The organism is Rathayibacter sp. VKM Ac-2803 (genome assembly GCF_009807175.1).
Taxonomy (GTDB): Bacteria; Actinomycetota; Actinomycetes; order Actinomycetales; family Microbacteriaceae; genus Rathayibacter.
Genome location: NZ_WUCD01000001.1, coordinates 3287747 through 3306445, shown reverse-complemented (window position 1 = coordinate 3306445; position 18699 = coordinate 3287747). Strand labels below are relative to the sequence as shown.

Sequence of the window (18699 nt, the reverse complement as noted above, 5' to 3'; positions counted from 1 at the left end):
CCTCAGTTCAGCTGTTCGTGGCCATCAGCCGCTGGCGCACCTCGCGCCGCAGCACCTTGCCGATCAGCGACGTCGGCAGCTCGGTGACGACGTCGACCCGCTTCGGCACCTTGTAGGGGGTGAGGTGCCCGCGGCAGAAGTCGCGGAGCGCCTCGGTGTCGACCGCCGTGCCGGGGCGCAGCACGACCGCGGCGGCCACGCTCTCGCCTCCGTCAGCGCGGGGGAGCCCGACGACCGCGGCGCGCACGACGTCGGGGTGCGACTCGAGCACGCCCTCGACCTCGGAGGGCGAGACGTTGAAGCCGCCCGTGATGATGAGCTCCTTGGCGCGGTCGACGATCGTGACGAAGCCGTCGGCCGAGATGGTCGCGATGTCGCCGGTGCGGAGCCAGCCGCCCGCGAGGAGCGTCTCGGCCGTCTCGTCGGGACGCTTCCAGTAGCCCTGGAAGACCTGCGGGCCGCGCAGCAGCAGCTCGCCCGACTCGCCGGCCCTGCGATCGACGGAGGGGTCGGCCGGGTCGACCAGGCGGATCTCGGTGCTCGGGAACGGCACACCGACCGTGCCCGGGCGCCGGGTCGGACCGACCGGATTGCCCAGTGCGACGGGGGAGGACTCCGTCATCCCGTAGCCCTCGACGAGCAGGCCGCGGCTGGCGCGCTCCCAGCGGTCGACGGTCGCAACCGGGAGCCCCATGGCGCCCGAGATGGCGAAGCGGATGCTGCGCAGGTCGAGCTCGCCCCGCTCGGAGGCGCGCGCGAGCGCCTCGTAGACCGGCGGCACCGCGGGCAGGAACGTCGGGGGAGACGTCTTCGCCGCACCCTTGACCAGCGCCACGTCGAAGGTGGGGAACAGCACGACCTTCGCGCCGATGCTGATCGCGAAGGTGAGGCAGAGCGTCAGTCCGTAGGCGTGGAAGAGCGGCAGCACCGCGTAGAAGGTCTCGTCGCCCTCACGCAGGCCCGGCACCCAGGCGCGCCCCTGCATCGCGTTGGCGCGGAGGTTGGCGTGCGAGAGGATCGCGCCCTTGGGGGTGCCCGTGGTGCCGCTCGTGTACTGCAGCAGGGCGGTGTCGCCGAGCGAGGGCCGCGGGTGCGACCGCGCGAGGCGCCGAGTGCCCAGGAGGCGGTCGAACGGGATGAGAGTGCGGGTCCGGGGCTTCGCGGTCAGCTTCGCGCGCGTCTCCCTGACCTTGGGGAGCGGGAGGCGCAGCGCGAGGCGCTTGGCGAGCGGGAACGACTCCGTCATGTCGACCGAGACGACCCGCTCGATGCCGACGTCGGCCGGCATCGTCGCGACGACGTCGGCGACCTTGTCCCAGACCACCGCGAAGCGCGCGCCGTGGTCCTCGAACTGCCGGCGCAGCTCCCGCGGCGTGTAGAGCGGATTGTGCTCGACGACGATCGCGCCGAGTCGGAGCGCCGCATAGAAGGCGATGACGTGCTCGGGGCAGTTGGGGAGCACGAGCGCGACGCGGTCGCCGGGCCGCACGCCCAGGCGCCGCAGCCCCTCGGCGGCCCGCGCCACCTTCTCGCCGAGCTCGGCGTAGCTGGTCTCGGCGCCGAAGAACTCGAGGGCGGTGCCGCGCCGGTAGCGGGCCACCGAGTCCTCGAGCAGATCGACGAGAGTCTGGGTGGGCGGATCGATCTCGGTGGGGACGCCCTCCGCGTAGGAGGACAGCCACGGCTTCGTCGCCAGGTCGGGGGTTCCGGGGGTCACCCGTGCGAGTATCCGGCACCTGCCTCGGCGGATCCTCCGAGCCGGGCGCAAGGGGTGCCGGGCTCACCCCCTCCGCGAGCAGACTGGCGCCATGAGCGCAGCCATCGACCTCCTCCGCGACGCCTTCGGCCGGGTGCACGAGACCGTGCACGCCGTCCTCGACGACTCCACCCCCGAGCAGCTGGCGTTCCGCGCCGACCCCCAGGCCAACTCCGCCGCCTGGCTGATCTGGCACCTGACCCGCGTGCAGGACGACCACCTCGCGCCTCTCGCCGAGCGCGAGCAGGTCTGGACCGCCGACGGCTTCCACGAGCGCTCCGGTCTGCCGTTCGCGCCGGAGGCGAGCGGCTACGGCCACTCGCCGGCCGAGGTGGCGGCGCTCGCCGCGATGCCGGCCGATCTGCTCTCCTCCTACGTCGACGCCGTGCACGAGAAGACGCTCGCCTATCTCGACACGCTCGCCGACGACGAGCTGGCGCGGGTCGTCGACACCCGATGGGACCCTCCGGTCACCCTCGCGGTGCGCCTGGTGTCGGTCGTCGACGACGACATCCAGCACGCCGGCCAGGCCGCCTTCGTGAAGGGCCTCGCCGAGCGCGCGGGCCGCTGAGCCGACGGCCGTCGCCTCCCGCTACCCTTGACCCCGGCACCGTCGCTCGCGGCGGGGCTCGCGGAGCGAGGACCGCGCCACCGAGAGGACACACCCACGTGACGTCGACCATCCCCACCCCCCTGGTTCGCAAGGGGCGCGACGTCGCCCCCGAGATCGCGCGCTCGTGGCTGCTCGTCAATGCGACCCGCACCGAGACGTTCGACGCCGCTCACGCGTCGCGCGCCGACCAGATCGTGCTCGACATCGAGGACGCGGTCGACCCGAAGGCGAAGCCCGACGCCCGCGCCGATGTCGTCGAGTGGCTGAAGGGCGAGAAGCGCGCCTGGGTCCGCATCAACGACCACTCGACCCCGTTCTGGTCGGACGACGTCGATGCGCTGAAGGGCCTCCCGGGCCTGGCCGGCGTGATGCTCGCCAAGACGGAGGCGGCCGAGCACGTCACCGAGACCTTCGACCGCCTCGGCGGCTCCACCCCCGTCCTCGCCCTCGTCGAGTCCGCGCTCGGCATCGAGGAGGCGGTCTCGATCGCCCGCGCCCGCGGCTGCTTCCGACTCGCCTTCGGCAGCGGCGACTACCGCCGCGACACCGGAACCAGCGCCGACGACCTGGCGATGGCCTACCCCCGCTCGCGCCTCGTCGTGGCCTCGCGCATCGGCGACCTGCCCGGCCCGATCGACGGCCCGACCGTCTCGAACAGCCACCCCGTGCTCCGCGAGCAGTCGGCGCTCACCGTCTCGCTCGGCCTCACCGGCAAGCTCTGCCTCGACACCGAGCAGCTCGCGGTGATCAACGAGGTCATCAGCCCCACCCCGTCGGACGTGGCGTGGGCACGCGACTTCCTCGACGACTTCGAGGCGCGCGGCCGCGTGATCCGCGACGGCAGCGACCTGCCCCGCCTCGGACGGGCCAAGAAGATCGACAAGCTCGCGGCCGCGTTCGGCGTGAACCCGCTCTGACCCCGTCCGGCCGGGGGTGCTCGCGGTACGCGACGCTCCGGGCCGCACCGGCCTCGACGAAGGAGACGCTCATGGGTTCGGTCAGCACGTTCCTCTGGTTCGACAACGCGGCGGGAGAGGCGGTCGACCTCTACACGAGCCTCGTCCCGAACTCCCGCATCCTCGATCGGCAGGTGCTGCCGGAGGGCTCGCCCGCGCCCGGCACCGTGCTGTCGGTGACCTTCGAGCTCGACGGTCAGCGCTTCCAGGCGATCAACGCGGGGCCGCAGTTCTCCTTCACCGAGGCGATCTCGATCGTCGTCTCGGTCGAGGACCAGGCCGAGCTCGACCGGCTGTGGGACGCGCTGGTCGCCGACGGCGGGCAGGAGAGCCGCTGCGGCTGGCTCAAGGACCGCTGGGGCCTCTCCTGGCAGATCGTGCCGAGCGTGCTCGGATCCCTCCTCGGCGGCCCTGACCCCGAGGGTGGACGGCGTGCCCTGCAGGCGATGCTGGCCATGAACCGTCTCGACATCCAGACCCTCGAAGAGGCCTATGCCGGCGCGTGAGTCCGGGCGCCCGCGCCGCTCCACCTCGATGCGCCGCGCCTACCTCCGCGACTACCGCTACGCCTACTCGTCGCGCTTCGCGCACCTGCGCGACGGCTGGGACGTGTCGCACTACGCCTCCGGAGACGGCGCACCCGTGCTGCTCGTCCCGGGTGTCTACGAGACGTGGCAGTTCCTCCAGCCGATCGCCGACCGGCTGCACGCGGCCGGCCATCCGATCCACGTGCTGCCGGCCCTCGGCTACAACACCCGGCCGATCGTCGCCTCCGCCGCCCTGGGGCAGGAGTACCTGCGCGAGAACGACCTGCGCGGAGTCGTGATCGTCGCGCACAGCAAAGGCGGCCTGATCGGCAAGCACATGATGGTCGTCGACGACCGCGACGATCAGCGCATCGAGCGGATGATCGCGGTGTCGACCCCGTTCAACGGGTCACCGCTCGCCCGCATCGCGCCGGCCAGGGCGCTGCGCGAGTTCGCACCGCACCGGCCGGTCATCCGCACGCTGCTCGCCGAGCGCGACGCCGACTCCCGCATCACGTCGATCTACGGGATGCGCGATCAGTACATCCCGGGCGGGAGCCGGCTCGTCGGTGCGCGCGAGAACATCGCGGTCTCGGTGGTCGGGCACTTCGCGCTGCTGTCGCATCCGCGAGTGCTCGACCTCATCGCCGAGCGGGTCGACCCGGCGTGACCGTCAGGCCCAGGGGGTGAGCAGCACGAGCGGGATCTCGCGCTCGGTCTTCGTCTGGTACTCGGCGTAGTCGGGCCAGGCGGCGACGGAGCGCTCCCACCAGATCGAGCGCGCCTCGCCCTCGAGCACGGACGCGGTGTAGTCCTTCTTCTCCGCGCCGTCCTGCAGCTCGACGTGCGGCTCCTTGAGCATGTTGCCGTACCAGACGGGGTGCTCGGGGGCACCGCCCTTCGACGCGACGACGACGTACTCCCCGTCGTGCTCGACGCGCATGAGGGCCGTCTTGCGCAGCTTGCCGCTCTTCGAGCCGACCGTGGTCAGGACGATGATCGGCTTGCCGCGGAGGAGGTTCCCCTCCTGGCCGTTCGTGGCTTCGTACAGCTCCGCCTGCTCGCGGGCCCAGGTCGACGTGCTCGGTTCGTATTCTCCGGTGAGGGGCATGCTCCGATCGTACGACCGGTGTCGCACCACGTCGGCCGAGTCCGCCGGCGAGCTGCGAGAGGTCCTCGTGGCGGACGGTCTGCGGATCGCCCGTGCACGAGGATGGTCCGGTGCAGCCTGCAGACCAGCTCGACCGTGCGCTCCTCGCGCTCCTCCGCGACGACCTCGACCACGCCCACTACCGCGTCGACGCGGTCCGCGAGCTGTGGGGCGAGGCGGCCGGCGAGGCGCTGCACCGCGGCGACCGCGTGCCCGCCCGGCGCGCCCTCGCGGCCGACGACTCCCCGCTGGCGACGCTCGCCCGGCTGTTCCTCCTCGCCGACCCGGTCTCGACGGAGGCGGCGTTCGCCGCGTTCTCGCTGCTCGGTCTCGAGGGGGCGATCTCGCTGGGTCTTGTGCAGTCGGAGGCGGGAGCGGTCGTGACCGCCGCGGTCGACCTGCGTCCGTACGACCTCGTCGACCTGCGCGGTGCCGCCTCGTGGTGGATCGCCTCCGACCTGGGCGAGCTGGCTCTCGGCCGCGCTCTGTCGGAGGACCACGTGCTGGGAGTCGGCGGCGCGAGCCTGACCCTGACCGGCCTGATGATCCAGCGACCGGTCGGCAGCGTGCTCGACCTGGGCACCGGCTGCGGGATCCAGGCGCTGCACGCCTCCCGCCACGCCGAGCGGGTCGTCGCTACCGACATCTCGGAGCGGGCGCTCGCCTTCGCGGCGTTCAACGCGGCGCTGAACGGGATCGAGAGCATCGAGTTCCGGCTCGGCAGCCTCTACGAGCCCGTCGCGGGGGAGCGCTTCGACCACATCGTGACCAACCCGCCGTTCGTGATCACGCCCCGTGCCGCGGGGGTCCCCTCCTACGAGTACCGCGACGGCGGCCTCGAGGGCGACGAGATCGTTCACCGCGTGATCGTCGGCGCGGCCGACCACCTCGTCCCGGGCGGAGTGGCGCAGCTGCTCGGCAACTGGGAGTACCGCGCATCGGCCGACGCCTTCGACCGCGTGCGGGGCTGGCTCGACGACGTCAGGAGCCCCCTCGTGCAGGCGCTCGAGCCGGGCCCCGAGGGGCTGGACGCCTGGATCGAGGGCGCCGCCTCACCGCTCGACGTCTGGATCGTCGAGCGCGAGCGCCAGGATCCGGCGGTGTACGCCGAGACGTGGATCCGCGACGGAGGCACGACCCGCGGCGCGGAGTTCGACCAGCTCGTGGACGCGTGGGTCGGCGACTTCGAGCGCCGCGGAGTCACGGGCGTCGGCTTCGGCTACGTGACGCTGCGCCTGCCCGCGACGGCCCGCCCGCCGCTCCGGCGCTTCGAGCGGATCGACGCGGCGTTCGCCACCGCGGGTCTCGGTGGGCACCTGGCGCACTGCCTCGACGCGGGGGAGGCCCTGGCCGGTCTCGACGACGCGGCTCTCGCCGGTCTCGCGCTCACGGTCGCGGGTGACGTGACGGAGGAGCGGCACTACTGGCCCGGCAACGACGACCCGACGGTCCTGCGGCTGCGGCAGGGCGGCGGCTTCGCACGCGTCGAGGACGTCGACACGGCGCTCGCCGCAGTCGTCGGCGCTTCAGACGGCGAACTGTCGCTCGCGGCGATCGCGTCGGCCGTGGCGTCGCTCCTGCACGTCGACGAGGCGGCGGTGCTGGAGTCGGTGCTGCCGCCCGTGCGCGAGCTCATCGCGACGGGCCTGCTGCACCTGCCCTGATCTTCGGCGCTGCCCGTCCCTCCGTGGGCGGAGAACGTCGGTCCGACAGGATCCGCCGTTTCGCGACTGCGGTGAGGGCGAGAAGTGCCGAACGCCGACGCGGGCCCGGATCGATTCGACAGCTTCTGCCGTTTCCCCGCTCCGGAGAGGGCGAGAAGTGACCAACTCGCGGTCACGTCGGTCGTCGATGGCGAAGCGTGCGTCCGCGGCAACGTCTCGTTGAGAAGCGACTCCCTCGAGGCGCTCAGAAGAGGGTCGCGGGGGCGTCCTCGACGGCGGGGGCGGGAGCGGCGGCGGGCGCGGTGGGCCAGCCCGGCCCGGCGTCGACCGGCCGGCGGCGCTGGTAGGCCGTCGCGGCGGCGCGGGCGCGGACGTCGGCGGCCTCGTTCATCCGGTGATTCGCGTGGCCCTTCACCCACTCGAAGGTGACGGCGCGACCCTGGAGCGCCTCGTCGAGCGCCTTGATGATCTCCACGTTCATCACGGGCTTGCCGTCGGCCTTGCGCCAGCCCTTCCGCTTCCAGCCCGGCAGCCACTCGGTGCAGGCCTTGATGGCGTACTGGCTGTCGCAGAGGATGTGCAGCGGATCGGTCTCGTCCGCCGTCGAGCGCAGCAGCTCCAGCACGGCGGTCAGCTCGCCGATGTTGTTGGTGCCGTGCGACCAGCCGCCGGCGGCCCAGCGCTCGTCGTCGACGTACCAGGCCCAGCCGGCGGGGCCCGGGTTGCCCAGTGCCGAGCCGTCTGCGGCGGCGATGATGGTGCCCACGTGGTGCTCCTCGAGTCCTCGGTGCGCCCGACCCGGCGCCCTTCGAGGGTAGTCGCCCCCGTCCCAGGCCTCGTGCCCGGCGCAAGCCGGTGTCGGATGTCGGCGGTTCGCGGCAGGGTGGAGGCATGACCAGCATCCCCACCCTCACGCTCAACGACGGCACGACCATCCCGCAGCTCGGCTTCGGAGTGTTCAAGGTCGACCCGGAGGAGACCGAGCGCATCGTCTCCGAGGCGCTCGAGGTCGGCTACCGCCACATCGACACCGCGGCGATCTACGGCAACGAGGTCGGCGTCGGCCGCGCGATCGCCGCCTCCGGTCTCGCGCGCGACGAGCTGTACGTGACCACCAAGCTCTGGAACGACGACCAGGGTCGGGCGACCGCACCCGGTGCCCTCGACGCGAGCCTCGAGAAGCTCGGCCTCGACTCCGTCGACCTCTATCTCATCCACTGGCCCAAGCCGGCTCAGGATCGCTACGTCGAGAGCTGGGAGGCGATGCAGGAGCTGCGCGAGTCGGGCCGCACCCGCTCGATCGGCGTCTCGAACTTCCTCGTCCCGCACCTCGAGCGCCTGCTCGACGAGACCGAGGTCGTGCCGGCCGTCAACCAGATCGAGCTGCACCCCTACCACCAGCAGCCCACGGTCACCGCGTTCGGTGCCCAGCACGGCATCGCGACGGAGGCGTGGGGCCCGCTCGGCCAGGGCAAGTACCCGCTCCTCGAGCTGCCCGTGATCACCGGCCCGGCCGAGGCGCACGGGGTCACGCCCGCGCAGGTCGTCCTGCGCTGGCACCTCGACCGCGGCCACATCGTCTTCCCCAAGTCGTCGACGAAGGCCCGCATCGCCGAGAACCTCGACGTCTTCGGCTTCGAGCTCACCTCCGACGAGCGCGACGCGATCACCTCGCTCGAGCGCGCCGGCCGCGTCGGCGGCGACCCCAACGAGGTCTGACCCCCGTGGCCCGCTGCTCGAGCAGCCGCGGCGTGCGGCCCCTCATGCTGGTCGAGTAGCCGCCGCAGGCGGCGTATCGAGACCCACCGCCGTCAGCAGATGGAGCATGCAGAACCTTCTGCTGACGCTGGTGGATCTCGATACGCCCGCTGCGCGGGCTGCTCGATGAGCGGGGACACGCCGCGCTCCGCGGGCTCCGGGCTCGATCAGCGGGAGGCCCGCCGCGCGATCGTCACCCGCGTCGCGTACGGCATCGCGACGCGCCCCTCCGCGCCGAACTCCTCGTCGAGCACCCGCCCGACGGCCGCCAGAGTCGCCGCGCGCTCCTCCTCCGTCATCGCGATCACGTAGCTCCGCGACGCGAACATGTCGAGCACGCCCGCCCGGTCGAGCTCGAACACCCAGTCGAACTCGGCGTACGCCACTCGCGTCAGCGCGGAGCCGAGAGGCGGCTGCACCGTCTCGAACCGCTCCGCGGTCGAGGATCCGGCGACCTCGCCCAGCCGGCGCACCCACGGCACCGACTCGTCGCGGATGTTCCAGACCAGCGCGAGCACACCCTCCGGCACGAGTACCCGCGCGACCTCGGAGCTCGCCCGCTCGGCGTCGACCCAGTGCCACGACTGCGCGGCCGTGACCAGCTCGACGGACGCGTCGGCGAGCGGCAGCGCCTCCGCCGTCCCCTCCACCGCCGTGACCGTCGGCAGATGCTCGCCGAGCCGCGCCAGCATCGTCGCATCGGGCTCGACGGCCGTCACCGTCAGCCCGCGCGCGACGAGCGACGCGGTGAACTTGCCCGTCCCGGCGCCGAGATCCACCACCCGCACCCGGTCGGAGGCGTCCGCACCCGCCTCCCGCGCGCGCTCCGGCACGTAGGCCCCCGCCACGCGCGCCGGCGCGTGCGCGACCAGCCAGTCCACCGCGTCGTCCGGGTACCCGGGCCGTCCGCGGTCGTAGGCGTCGACGGCGGTGCCGAAGGAGCGGGAGAGATCGGAGTCGGTCATGCCCCCGACGCTACGCCTGGCGGGTGTCCGCCTCCAGGCGGCGGGCCAGCACGTCGACCGCGTAGCCGTACCCGGCGATCCCCGCGCCGACGATGACCGCGACCGCGATGTCGGAGAGGTAGGAGTGCTGCCGGAACTCCTCGCGCCGGTGCACGTTGCTGACGTGCACCTCGACCATCGGCAGCTCCGTCGCGAGCACCGCGTCGCGGATCGCGATCGACGTGTGCGTGTAGGCCCCGGCGTTCAGCACGATCCCGGAGGAGGTGCCGCGGGCCGCGTGCAGGCGGTCGATGATCGCCCCTTCCGCATTGCTCTGGAAGACCTCGACCTCGAGGCCCAGAGCGCGGGCGCGATCGGCGGCGAGCGCCTCCGCGTCGGCGAGCGTGTCGGAGCCGTAGAGCTCGGGCTCGCGCGTGCCGAGCAGATTCAGGTTCGGGCCATTGACGACGAGGATCGGGAGGGTCACGGTCCGACCCTACTGCGGGCCTCCGCGTCGGGCGGAGTGGGGCGCTCGACCCGTGCAGAACCGAGGTCCGCACTCCCGAAGCTCCCCTCAGCGCGCCGTCGGCCCCGCTCACCCTCTGTACTGCACGCCGAGCCGAGGCTCACCGGGTCGCGATCGGCAGCGGCGGCAGCTCCGCCCGCAGCCGGATCAGCTCCCGCGCGTGCGCATCGAGCCGCCGGTCCTCGTCCGAGTGCAGCGGGAGCGGCGGCACAGCCTCCGCAGCACCGTCGGACCCGCGTACGACGAACACGCTCATGCACTGCGTGGTCAGCTCGAGCACCCCCGTCCGCGGATCGCCCGAGCGCACGTGGATCGCGAGGTGCATGCTCCGCGGGCCCGTGTGGATGAGCCGCGCCTCCACCTCCACGAGATGCCCGATCCGCACCGGCCGGTAGAAGTGGATGCCGCCGGAGTAGACGGCGACGGTGTCGCGCCGCGTCCAGCCCATCGCGACCGCGTCCGCCGCCTCGTCGATCCAGCGCATCACGATGCCGCCGTGGGCGTTCCCGCCCCAGTTGACGTCGCCGGGAGCGGCGAGGAAGCGGAAGACGATCCGAGGCCCGGTGCCCGCCGCCGTGTACTCCTGCTCGCGCATCACCTCGTGCAGCGCTCGCCGGCCCGTGATGCGGGCCGAGGCGCCCTCGGCGAGCGCCGAGTCCTCGACCGACTGCGGCCGCCACTCCGGCACCGCGCGCGGCCGCTTCTCCTCGTCGACGGCGACGAAGATCAGGAGGCAGTGGGTCGCCTCCTCGTAGCGGCCGGTCCGCGGGTCCGCCTGTGCGACCTCGACCAGGACGTGCATGCTCGTGCGCCCGGTGTGGATGATCCGCGCGCTGGCCTCGATGAGGTTGCCGACCGCGATCGGCCGGGTGAAGTGCACGTTGCCGACGTAGGCGGTGACGCAGTAGCCGGCGCTCCAGCCGACCGCGCAGGCGTAGCCCGCCTTGTCGATCCACTCGAGCACGCGGCCGGCCTGGGCGCTGCGGCCGTCGGCGGTCGCATCCTGCGGGGCGGCGAGGAAGCGGAGGGTGATGCGGTCCATGACGTCCATCGATCGGGAGGGGAGTGGACCCGCGGAGAGGGGTGCGAGGAAAGGGGGGATGTCCCCTCCGCGGGCCACAGGGAGTGCCGGGAGCGCCGGCAGGTTCAGGGTGTCACGCGGCGACCGGCAGTCGCGCGGCCAGCAGCCGGAGGCGCAGCGCGCTCAGCTCGGCGGTCAGAGCGCTGGGGAGGCGGTCGCCGAACCGCGCGAAGAACCGCTCGGTCAGGTCGCACTCGTCGAGCCAGGCCTCGACCGGCACCGAGAAGAGCTCCTCCTTCACGTCGGCCGGCAGGTTCAGCCCGTGCGTGTCGATCGCGAGGGGGAGGTCGCCGATCGCGCTGGGACGCGCTTCCGCCAGCCCTTCGACCCGGCGGACGAGCCACTGGATGACGCGGGCGTTCTCGCCGAAGCCGGGCCAGAGGAAGGATCCGTCGGCGCCCTTGCGGAACCAGTTGACCTGGAAGATCGCGGGAGCCTTCTCGCCGAGGTCCTCGCCGACCGAGAGCCAGTGCGCGAAGTAGTCGGCCATGTTGTACCCGCAGAAGGGCAGCATCGCGAAGGGGTCGCGTCGCAGCTCGCCCACGGTGCCCTCGGCCGCGGCGGTCTTCTCGGAGGCGATGGTCGCCCCCATGAAGACGCCGTGCTGCCACGAGGTGGCCTGCGTCACGAGGGGCACGTTGGTCGCGCGCCGGCCGCCGAAGACGATCGCGTCCAGCGGCACGCCCTCGAACGAGTCCCAGTCGTCCGAGAGCGACGGGCACTGCAGCGCCGGAGCGGTGAAGCGGGCGTTCGGGTGGGCGGCGGGGGTGCCGGAGGCGGGGGTCCACGGCTGTCCGCGCCAGTCGGTCAGACGCTCGGGCGTCTCGTCGGTCAGGCCCTCCCACCAGACGTCGCCGTCCTCGCGGAGCGCGACGTTGGTGAAGATCGTGTTGCCCCACAGGGTCTGCACGGCGTTCGGGTTCGAGGACTGACCGGTCCCGGGGGCGACTCCGAAGAACCCGGTCTCGGGGTTCATCGCCCAGAGGCGCCCGTCCTCGCCCTTCTTCATCCAGGTGATGTCGTCGCCGAGGGTCTCGACGCGCCAGCCCGGGATCGCGGGCTGCATCATCGCGAGATTGGTCTTGCCGCACGCGCTCGGGAACGCCGCCGCCACGTGGTAGCGGCGGCCCTCGGGCGAGACGATGCGGATGAGCAGCATGTGCTCGGCGAGCCAGCCCTCCTCGCGGCCCATCGCCGAGGCGATCCGCAGGGCGAAGCACTTCTTGGCGAGCAGCGCGTTGCCGCCGTAGCCCGAGCCGAACGACCAGATCTCGCGGGTCTCGGGGAACTGGGTGATGTACTTCGTCCCGTTGCACGGCCAGGCGACGTCGTCGCGCGTCGTGCCGTCCGCATCGCGCAGGGGGAACCCGACCGAGTGCACGCCCCGGACGAACGCGGTGTCCTCGGTGAAGGCGGCCAGCGGAGCGGCGCCGACGCGGGCCATGATCCGCATGTTGAGCACGGCGTACGCCGAGTCGGTCAGCTGCACGCCGAGCTGCGACAGCGGACCGCCGACGGGTCCCATCGAGAACGGGACGACGTACATCGTGCGGCCCCGCATCGCGCCGCGGAAGTAGGGGGCGATCTCGTCCTTCATCGAGGAGGCCTCGCGCCAGTTGTTCGTGGGGCCCGCGTCGGCCTCGTCGCTCGTGCAGATGAACGTGCGGTCCTCGACCCGGGCGACATCGTCGGGATCGGTGCGCGCGAGGAACGAGCCGGGGCGCCACTCCGGGTTCAGAGCGATGAGCTTGCCCTCCGCGACCATGCGGCCGGTGAGGCGGTACCACTCGGCGGGCGAGCCGTCGCTCCACTCGATCGCGTCGGGCTCGAGGATCGCCGCCATGTCGCGCACCCAGCGGCGCAGCGCCAGGGGAGCGGCGGGGACTGTGGGCGCCGCGACGGCGGTCGGGGCGGTCATCGTGGCCGGCTCGATCCGGACGGTGTTGGTGAAGATGCTCATGGTGGCTCCGCTTTCTTGTCTGTCGTCGTCGACGGGTGGGGAGTCGTCCTCGAGCGGTGTCGCCGCGGTCGAGGGGCACTCTGTGGCGCCTGGAGCCAGAATGGGGGAGGATCGGGACGTATTCCCGGGACTGATGCAATCAAGAACGGCCGTTTTTTCGCCTCTGTCACAACCGATCACTGGAGCTCGCCGTGACCGACACCGCCGGTACCGATGCCGCCCTGCTGGGGCAGCGCATCCGCCACTTCCGCACCCGTCGAGGGCTGACGCTCGGACAGCTCGCCGAGCAGGTCGGGGTGTCGGGGAGCCAGCTCTCCCTGATCGAGACCGGCCGGAGGGAGCCGCGGCTCTCGCTCCTGCAGCGCCTCGCCTCCGCGCTCGGCGTCGAGCTCGCCGCGCTGCTCTCGGACGAGCCGCCGAGCGAGCGGGCGGCCCTCGAGATCGAGCTCGCCCGGGTGCAGAAGGGGTCGCTGTACCGTTCCCTGGGCCTGCAGGAGTTCAAGGTCAACAAGGCGCTGTCCACGCCCGTCCTGGAGGCGTTCCTCGGCGTGTACCGCGAGCTGGCCCGCCGCAAGAGCGAGGCCAGCGCGACACCGGAGGAGGCCCGCCGGGCCAACACGGCTCAGCGCCTCCAGCTGCGCGAGCGCAACGCCCACCTGCCCGAGATCGAGACGATCGCGGGCGAGATGCTCCGCACCGTCGGCCACCGCGGCGGCGCACTCACCCACAGCTCGGTCTCGAAGATGGCGCGGCACCTCGGCTTCGAGATCATCCACGTCGGCGACCTGCCGCACTCGGCGCGCTCGGTGATCGACCTGGCGAACGGGCGGATCTACCTCCCGCCTGCCTCGATCCCGGGCGGCCACGGGCTGCGAGCGCTCGCCCTGCAGGCGATGGCGCACCGACTCCTCGGGCACGAGCGCCCGGTGACCTACGCCGACTTCCTCCGACAGCGCCTCGAGATCAACTACTTCGCCGCCGCCTGCCTGATGCCGCTCGAGCCGGCCGTCGCCTTCCTCCAGGACGCGAAGCGCGAGCGCGACATCTCGGTCGAGGACTTCCGCGACGGCTTCGGCGTCACGCACGAGGCCGCGGCGCTGCGCTTCACGAACCTCCTGACCTCGCACCTCGACATCCGGATGCACTTCCTGCGGGTCCTCGGCGACGGCTCGATCCAGAAGGCGTACGAGAACGACGGCCTGCCGCTGCCGACCGATGTGACCGGGGCCGTCGAGGGTCAGACGGTCTGCCGCTACTGGTCGGCCCGCTCGGCCTTCAGCCGCACGAATCGCACGACGGAGTACTACCAGTACGTGGACACGCCCGCCGGCACCTTCTGGTCGGCGTCGCAGACCGGCACGACCGCGACGGAGGAGTTCTCGATCACCGTCGGCGTCCCCTTCGCCGAGGCCCGCTTCTTCCGAGGCCGCGACACCGACCGCCGCGAGCTCTCGCGCTGCCCCGACGAGTCCTGCTGCCGCCGCGCCCCCGCCGAGCTCGCCGCACGCTGGGACGGCAACGCCTGGCCCAGCGCGCGCCTGCACGCCCATGTGCTCGCCCCGCTGCCCTCCGGCACCTTCCCCGGCATCGACGACGCCGAGGTCTACGCCTTCCTCGACGCCCACGCTCGCGAATCCTGACCCCCTGGTCGGCTTCGCGAGATGCCACTTTGGTACGCGTGCACCGGCGTGTCGCGTACCCAAGTGGCATCTCGCGGAGGGGGCTGTGGACAACTCGAGCGGGGGAGGGTGCGCTCCGGGCACGCTCTCGTGCATGGAGCACGAGGAGAGTCACGTCATGGCGTCCCGGGATGGTGAGTCGCGGCGCCGCCTCGCCGCCGAGTACCCGGTCGTCGCCTTCCGAGGAGCACGCACGGATGTCGAACCGGGCAGCTATGACGAGAGGATCGCGGCCTACAGCGCGATCATGCGACCCGGCGAGTTCTTCTCGCACGACACCGCCGCCCATCTCCTCGGCCTCCCTGGTCCGATCCTCACGGAGCTGTCGCCGCTGCACGTCTCGGTGGCGCCTCCGCTGCGCGCCGCGAGGCGCCTGGGCGTGCGCTCTCATCACCTGTGGGACGAGGCTGTCTCGGTCGTCGACGCCGGCTTCCCCGTCGCGGACCCGGCGTCGACTTTCTGCCACCTCAGCGATTCCCGCTCCGCCGACGAGCTCGTCGTACTGGGTGATGCGCTCGTCCGCCCCGATGAGGGGGCCGGACGCCGGGGACTGAGGGTCGACCTCGAGATCCTCGCCGAGCGAGCGTCGAGGTTCCGGGGGAGGGGAGGTAGACGCGCTCGCGAGGCGATCGGCTTCGTCCGCGTGGGATCCGAGTCGCCGATGGAGACGCGGCTCCGGCTGCTGCTGATCCGCGCCGGACTGCCCGAACCCGAACTGAACGTGCGGCTCTTCGACGCCGACGGAACGTTCGTCGCCCGGGTGGATCTGCTCTATCGGGACCAGTGGCTCGTCATCGAGTACGACGGCGACCACCACAGAACCGACAAGCGGCAGTACGAGCGCGACATCGTCCGGATGGAGGCGATCGAGGCCCTCGGCTACCGGAGGATCCGGGTGCGGGCCTCCGGCATCTACGACCACCCGGAGGCGACGGTCGCGCGAGTGCGCAACGCCCTGCTCGCCGCCCGGTGACTCCCTGAATACCCCTCGCGAGATGCCACTTGAGTACGCGACACGCCGATGCGGGCGTACTCAAAGGGCATCTCGCGGAGCCCGCCAGAGGTCAGGAGGAGATCAGCGCGCGCGCCGTGCCCTCGTCGAGGATCAGGTCCGTGATGAGGCCGGCGGCCAGCGCCCCGCGCAGCCCCGGCAGCTTCGACGAGCCCGAGACCACGCAGATCCGCCGCGCCGCGCGTCGCACCGTGGAGAGGTCCGGACCGCTTGCACGTTCGTTCATGGGGATGTCGTCCCATGTCCCGTCCGCGCGATAGAACACCGTCGCCACATCGCCGACCACGCCCGATTCGCTCAGCGAGGTGAAGTCGCTCGCCTCGAGGTACCCGCCGATGTAGACCTTCGACGGCACCGCGGCGAAGGGTGAGCCGAGGCCGAAGAGCGCCACGTCCATCCGCTGCTGGAGCTCGAGCACCCGCTTCGTCGAGCGCTCGCGCCACACCGCCTGCTTCGTGAGCGGGTCGTCGAAGAACGCCTGCACCGGGAACTGCTGCACCTTGGCCGCGTACGCGTCGCCGAAGCGCCGGAGGATCTCGCTCGAGTAGTTGATGCCCGTCGTCTCGGTGTTGCCGGCGCCGTTGAGCTGCACGATCTGGGTGTTGTGCGTCTCCTTCGCGATCAGGTGCCGACTGATCGCGCTCATCGTCGAGCCCCAGGCGATGCCGACGATCATGTTGGAGTCGATGAACTGCCCGAGGATCCGCGCGGCCGAGAGCGCGACCCGCTCGAGCCGGTCGATCTCGCTGGTGTGATCCGGCACCGGCACGATGTGCGCCGTGATGTCGTAGTGCGCCCGCACCTCGGCCGACAGCGCGCTCGCCCGGTCGAGAGGGGAGCGGATCTGGATGTCGACGAGTCCGGTCGCCCGCGCGTGCGAGAGCAGCCGCGACACGGAGGAGCGCGAGGTGTGCAGCTCGTGCGCGATGGCGTCCATCGTCAGGTCCTGCATGTAGTAGAGCTGCGCCGCACGAAGCGCATCCCGCGTCTTGTCCGGATGGGTCGCGTGCGTCGTCTCGTCGAGTTCGACGACCGGTCGGACAGGGGTCATTGCCGCTCCTTGCACGTATTTCCACCCGTATTGACCGGATGTGTTGTCGGGTCAAGGATGGCTGTATTCCTCCGCGAAATCAATCGTCCACCTCTGAGATGGACACTCCGTGAAGGCCTCGACGAAACACCTACGACACGAAGGCGAGTACGAAGTGGCACAGTCTGCCGGAACTCCCGGAAACACCGACCTCCGCGAGAGCGTCACCGCCCTGCGCGACAACCCCCGAGCGACCGTCCTCGTGATCGGAGGCGGCATCAACGGCATCGGGACCTTCCGCGAGCTCGCTCTCAACGGCGTCGATGTCGCCCTCGTCGAGCGCGGCGACTACGTCTCGGGCGCCTCCAGCGCCTCGAGCCACATGATCCACGGCGGCATCCGCTACCTCGAGAACGGCGAGTTCCGTCTCGTCAACGAGGGCGTGCACGAGCGCAACGGTCTGCTGAAGATCGCTCCGCATTACGTGAAGCCGCTGCAGACCACCATCCCGATCTACTCGACCTTCTCCGGGATCCTCGCGGCCCCGCTGCGCTTCCTGACCCACAAGTCCGGAGCGCCCCAGGAGCGAGGCGCGCTGCTGATCAAGGTGGGCCTCACCCTGTACGACTTCTTCTCGCGCGACGGCGGCTCCGTTCCCCGTCACCAGTTCCACGGGCGCAAGCGCTCGCTGGCCGAGCTGCCCAAGCTCGACCCGAAGATCAAGTACACGGCGACCTACTTCGACGCCTCGGTGCACGAGCCGGAGCGCCTCGCGCTCGACGTCCTCCACGACGCGCTCATCGGCGGCAAGAAGGCCCGCGCGGCCAACTACGTCGAGGCCGTCGGCGCCGACGAGAAGGGCGTCGTCCTCCGAGACCGCGAGAGCGGCGAGGAGTTCACCTTCGAGGCCGACGTCGTGGTCAACGTGTCCGGCCCCTGGACCGACTTCACCAACACCGCGCTCGGGACGACCACGAGGTTCATGGGCGGCACCAAGGGCTCGCACATCGTGCTCGACAACCCCGAGCTGGTCGAGGCCTGCGAGGGCCGCGAGATGTTCTTCGAGCACAGCGACGGCCGCATCGTCCTGATCTACCCGCTCAAGGGCCGTGTCATGGTCGGCACGACCGACATCGACGCCGACCCGAACGAGCCTGCCGTCTGCACCGAGGAGGAGATCGACTACTTCTTCGAGCTGGTCAACCACGTCTTCCCGTCGATCCCCGTCGACCGCTCGCAGATCGTCTTCAAGTTCTCGGGCATCCGCCCGCTGCCCCGTCACGACGACGAGGCGCCCGGATTCGTCTCCCGCGACTACCGCATCGAGCCCTCCACGCTCCCCGGAGCGGGCGGCGCGACCGTGCTCAGCCTGGTCGGCGGCAAGTGGACCACGTTCCGCGCCCTCTCGGAGCACCTCTCCAACGAGGTCTTCAAGCGGATCGGCGTCACCCGCCGGGTCTCGACCGTGAAGACGCCCATCGGAGGCGGCAAGGGCTTCCCTCGCACCGACGCGTCCCGCGCGCAGTGGATCAGCCAGCACCGCTCGGGTCTCTCCTCCGCCCGCACCGGCCAGCTGCTCGAGCGCTACGGCACCCGTGCGCAGGAGGTCATCGAGGCGCTCGCCGACGGTCACGACGAGGCCCTCGACTTCGATAAGGACTTCACGACCGGAGAGATCCGCTACCTCGCCCAGCGCGAGAGCGTCGTGCACCTGATCGACCTCGTGATGCGCCGCACCAACCATGCGTTCACCGGTGGTCTCAGCCGCGAGCTGCTCGAGGAGCTCGCCGAGCACACCGGGGCGGTCCTGGGTTGGGACGAGGCCGCCCGCGCCTCCGAGGTCGACGCGACCATCGCGCACCTCAAGCAGTACAACGGGGTCGATGTCGGAGGCTCCTCCGTCCAGACCCCGACCGCCGTCCCCGCGTCCTAGACACGGCGACTGGCGCAGAACGACGGGAGCCCCGGCCGAGGCAGGACCTCGGGCCGGGGCTCCCGTCGCGACTCCGCACAAACGTGCACGCGTCGCTCCTTGTCGGAGGG

At 71.5% G+C, this 18699-nt stretch carries 16 protein-coding genes and 1 pseudogene; 9 read left to right on the top strand and 8 right to left on the bottom strand.

Annotated elements, in window-relative coordinates; translation table 11 throughout:
- Positions 1 to 7: 7 nt before the first annotated feature.
- Complete coding sequence (locus GRS96_RS15395) at positions 8 to 1717, bottom strand: long-chain-fatty-acid--CoA ligase (protein WP_159988893.1); 1710 nt, start codon at positions 1715 to 1717, stop codon at positions 8 to 10.
- Positions 1718 to 1808: 91 nt separating this feature from the next.
- Here GRS96_RS15395 and GRS96_RS15390 point away from each other — a divergent pair, with 91 nt between their 5' ends.
- From GRS96_RS15390 to GRS96_RS15375, 4 genes are all read left to right on the top strand, one after another.
- A complete protein-coding gene (locus GRS96_RS15390) occupies positions 1809 to 2327 on the top strand; it encodes a mycothiol transferase (protein ID WP_159856839.1) in 519 nt (172 codons plus the stop codon).
- A 98-nt stretch (positions 2328 to 2425) separates the two neighbouring features.
- A complete protein-coding gene (locus GRS96_RS15385) occupies positions 2426 to 3286 on the top strand; it encodes an HpcH/HpaI aldolase/citrate lyase family protein (RefSeq protein ID WP_204162098.1) in 861 nt (286 codons plus the stop codon).
- Between the two features lie 71 nt (positions 3287 to 3357).
- Positions 3358 to 3831: a VOC family protein gene (locus GRS96_RS15380; RefSeq protein WP_159856837.1), complete on the top strand. Its 474-nt coding sequence runs from the start codon at positions 3358 to 3360 to the stop codon at positions 3829 to 3831.
- Positions 3818 to 4522 carry an esterase/lipase family protein gene (locus GRS96_RS15375; protein ID WP_159856835.1) on the top strand — a complete coding sequence of 235 codons (705 nt, stop codon included), beginning with the start codon at positions 3818 to 3820 and terminating at the stop codon, positions 4520 to 4522. The genes GRS96_RS15380 and GRS96_RS15375 overlap by 14 nt, the downstream gene beginning before the upstream one ends.
- 3 nt (positions 4523 to 4525) lie before the next feature.
- Here the strand turns inward: GRS96_RS15375 and GRS96_RS15370 are convergent, their stop codons facing one another.
- On the bottom strand, positions 4526 to 4963 hold the full coding sequence (locus GRS96_RS15370; protein ID WP_159856833.1) for a nitroreductase family deazaflavin-dependent oxidoreductase: 438 nt from the start codon (positions 4961 to 4963) through the stop codon (positions 4526 to 4528).
- Between the two features lie 110 nt (positions 4964 to 5073).
- Between GRS96_RS15370 and GRS96_RS15365 the strand changes: the two genes are divergently transcribed.
- Positions 5074 to 6666: a DUF7059 domain-containing protein gene (locus tag GRS96_RS15365; RefSeq protein ID WP_159856824.1), complete on the top strand. Its 1593-nt coding sequence runs from the start codon at positions 5074 to 5076 to the stop codon at positions 6664 to 6666.
- A 256-nt stretch (positions 6667 to 6922) separates the two neighbouring features.
- Here the strand turns inward: GRS96_RS15365 and GRS96_RS15360 are convergent.
- A pseudogene (locus GRS96_RS15360) lies at positions 6923 to 7432 on the bottom strand (ribonuclease H family protein); the annotation flags it as partial.
- Positions 7433 to 7557: 125 nt separating this feature from the next.
- Between GRS96_RS15360 and GRS96_RS15355 the strand changes: the two are divergent.
- Positions 7558 to 8385 carry an aldo/keto reductase gene (locus GRS96_RS15355; RefSeq protein WP_159856820.1) on the top strand — a complete coding sequence of 276 codons (828 nt, stop codon included), beginning with the start codon at positions 7558 to 7560 and terminating at the stop codon, positions 8383 to 8385.
- Between the two features lie 206 nt (positions 8386 to 8591).
- Here the strand turns inward: GRS96_RS15355 and GRS96_RS15350 are convergent, their stop codons facing one another.
- The 4 genes from GRS96_RS15350 to GRS96_RS15335 form a co-directional block, all read right to left on the bottom strand.
- Complete coding sequence (locus tag GRS96_RS15350; protein ID WP_159856818.1) at positions 8592 to 9389, bottom strand: class I SAM-dependent methyltransferase; 798 nt, start codon at positions 9387 to 9389, stop codon at positions 8592 to 8594.
- 10 nt (positions 9390 to 9399) lie between these two features.
- A complete protein-coding gene (gene aroQ / locus GRS96_RS15345) occupies positions 9400 to 9855 on the bottom strand; it encodes a type II 3-dehydroquinate dehydratase (RefSeq protein WP_159988892.1) in 456 nt (151 codons plus the stop codon).
- Positions 9856 to 9994: 139 nt separating this feature from the next.
- Positions 9995 to 10936, bottom strand: a complete 942-nt coding sequence (locus GRS96_RS15340) for an acyl-CoA thioesterase (RefSeq protein WP_236553640.1) — start codon at positions 10934 to 10936, stop codon at positions 9995 to 9997.
- Between the two features lie 112 nt (positions 10937 to 11048).
- On the bottom strand, positions 11049 to 12893 hold the full coding sequence (locus GRS96_RS15335; protein ID WP_236553699.1) for a phosphoenolpyruvate carboxykinase (GTP): 1845 nt from the start codon (positions 12891 to 12893) through the stop codon (positions 11049 to 11051).
- A gap of 233 nt (positions 12894 to 13126) precedes the next feature.
- On the opposite strand from GRS96_RS15335, the gene GRS96_RS15330 reads away from it, so the two are divergent.
- Both GRS96_RS15330 and GRS96_RS15325 read left to right on the top strand, forming a co-directional pair.
- Positions 13127 to 14575: a helix-turn-helix domain-containing protein gene (locus GRS96_RS15330; RefSeq protein WP_159856810.1), complete on the top strand. Its 1449-nt coding sequence runs from the start codon at positions 13127 to 13129 to the stop codon at positions 14573 to 14575.
- 157 nt (positions 14576 to 14732) lie between these two features.
- On the top strand, positions 14733 to 15587 hold the full coding sequence (locus tag GRS96_RS15325; RefSeq protein WP_159988889.1) for an endonuclease domain-containing protein: 855 nt from the start codon (positions 14733 to 14735) through the stop codon (positions 15585 to 15587).
- A 91-nt stretch (positions 15588 to 15678) separates the two neighbouring features.
- Here the strand turns inward: GRS96_RS15325 and GRS96_RS15320 are convergent, their stop codons facing one another.
- Positions 15679 to 16677 (bottom strand): sugar-binding transcriptional regulator, encoded by a 999-nt coding sequence (locus GRS96_RS15320; RefSeq protein WP_159856806.1) that lies wholly within the window; start codon positions 16675 to 16677, stop codon positions 15679 to 15681.
- A 154-nt stretch (positions 16678 to 16831) separates the two neighbouring features.
- On the opposite strand from GRS96_RS15320, the gene GRS96_RS15315 reads away from it, so the two are divergent.
- Complete coding sequence (locus GRS96_RS15315; protein ID WP_159856805.1) at positions 16832 to 18589, top strand: glycerol-3-phosphate dehydrogenase/oxidase; 1758 nt, start codon at positions 16832 to 16834, stop codon at positions 18587 to 18589.
- Positions 18590 to 18699: the final 110 nt, after the last annotated feature.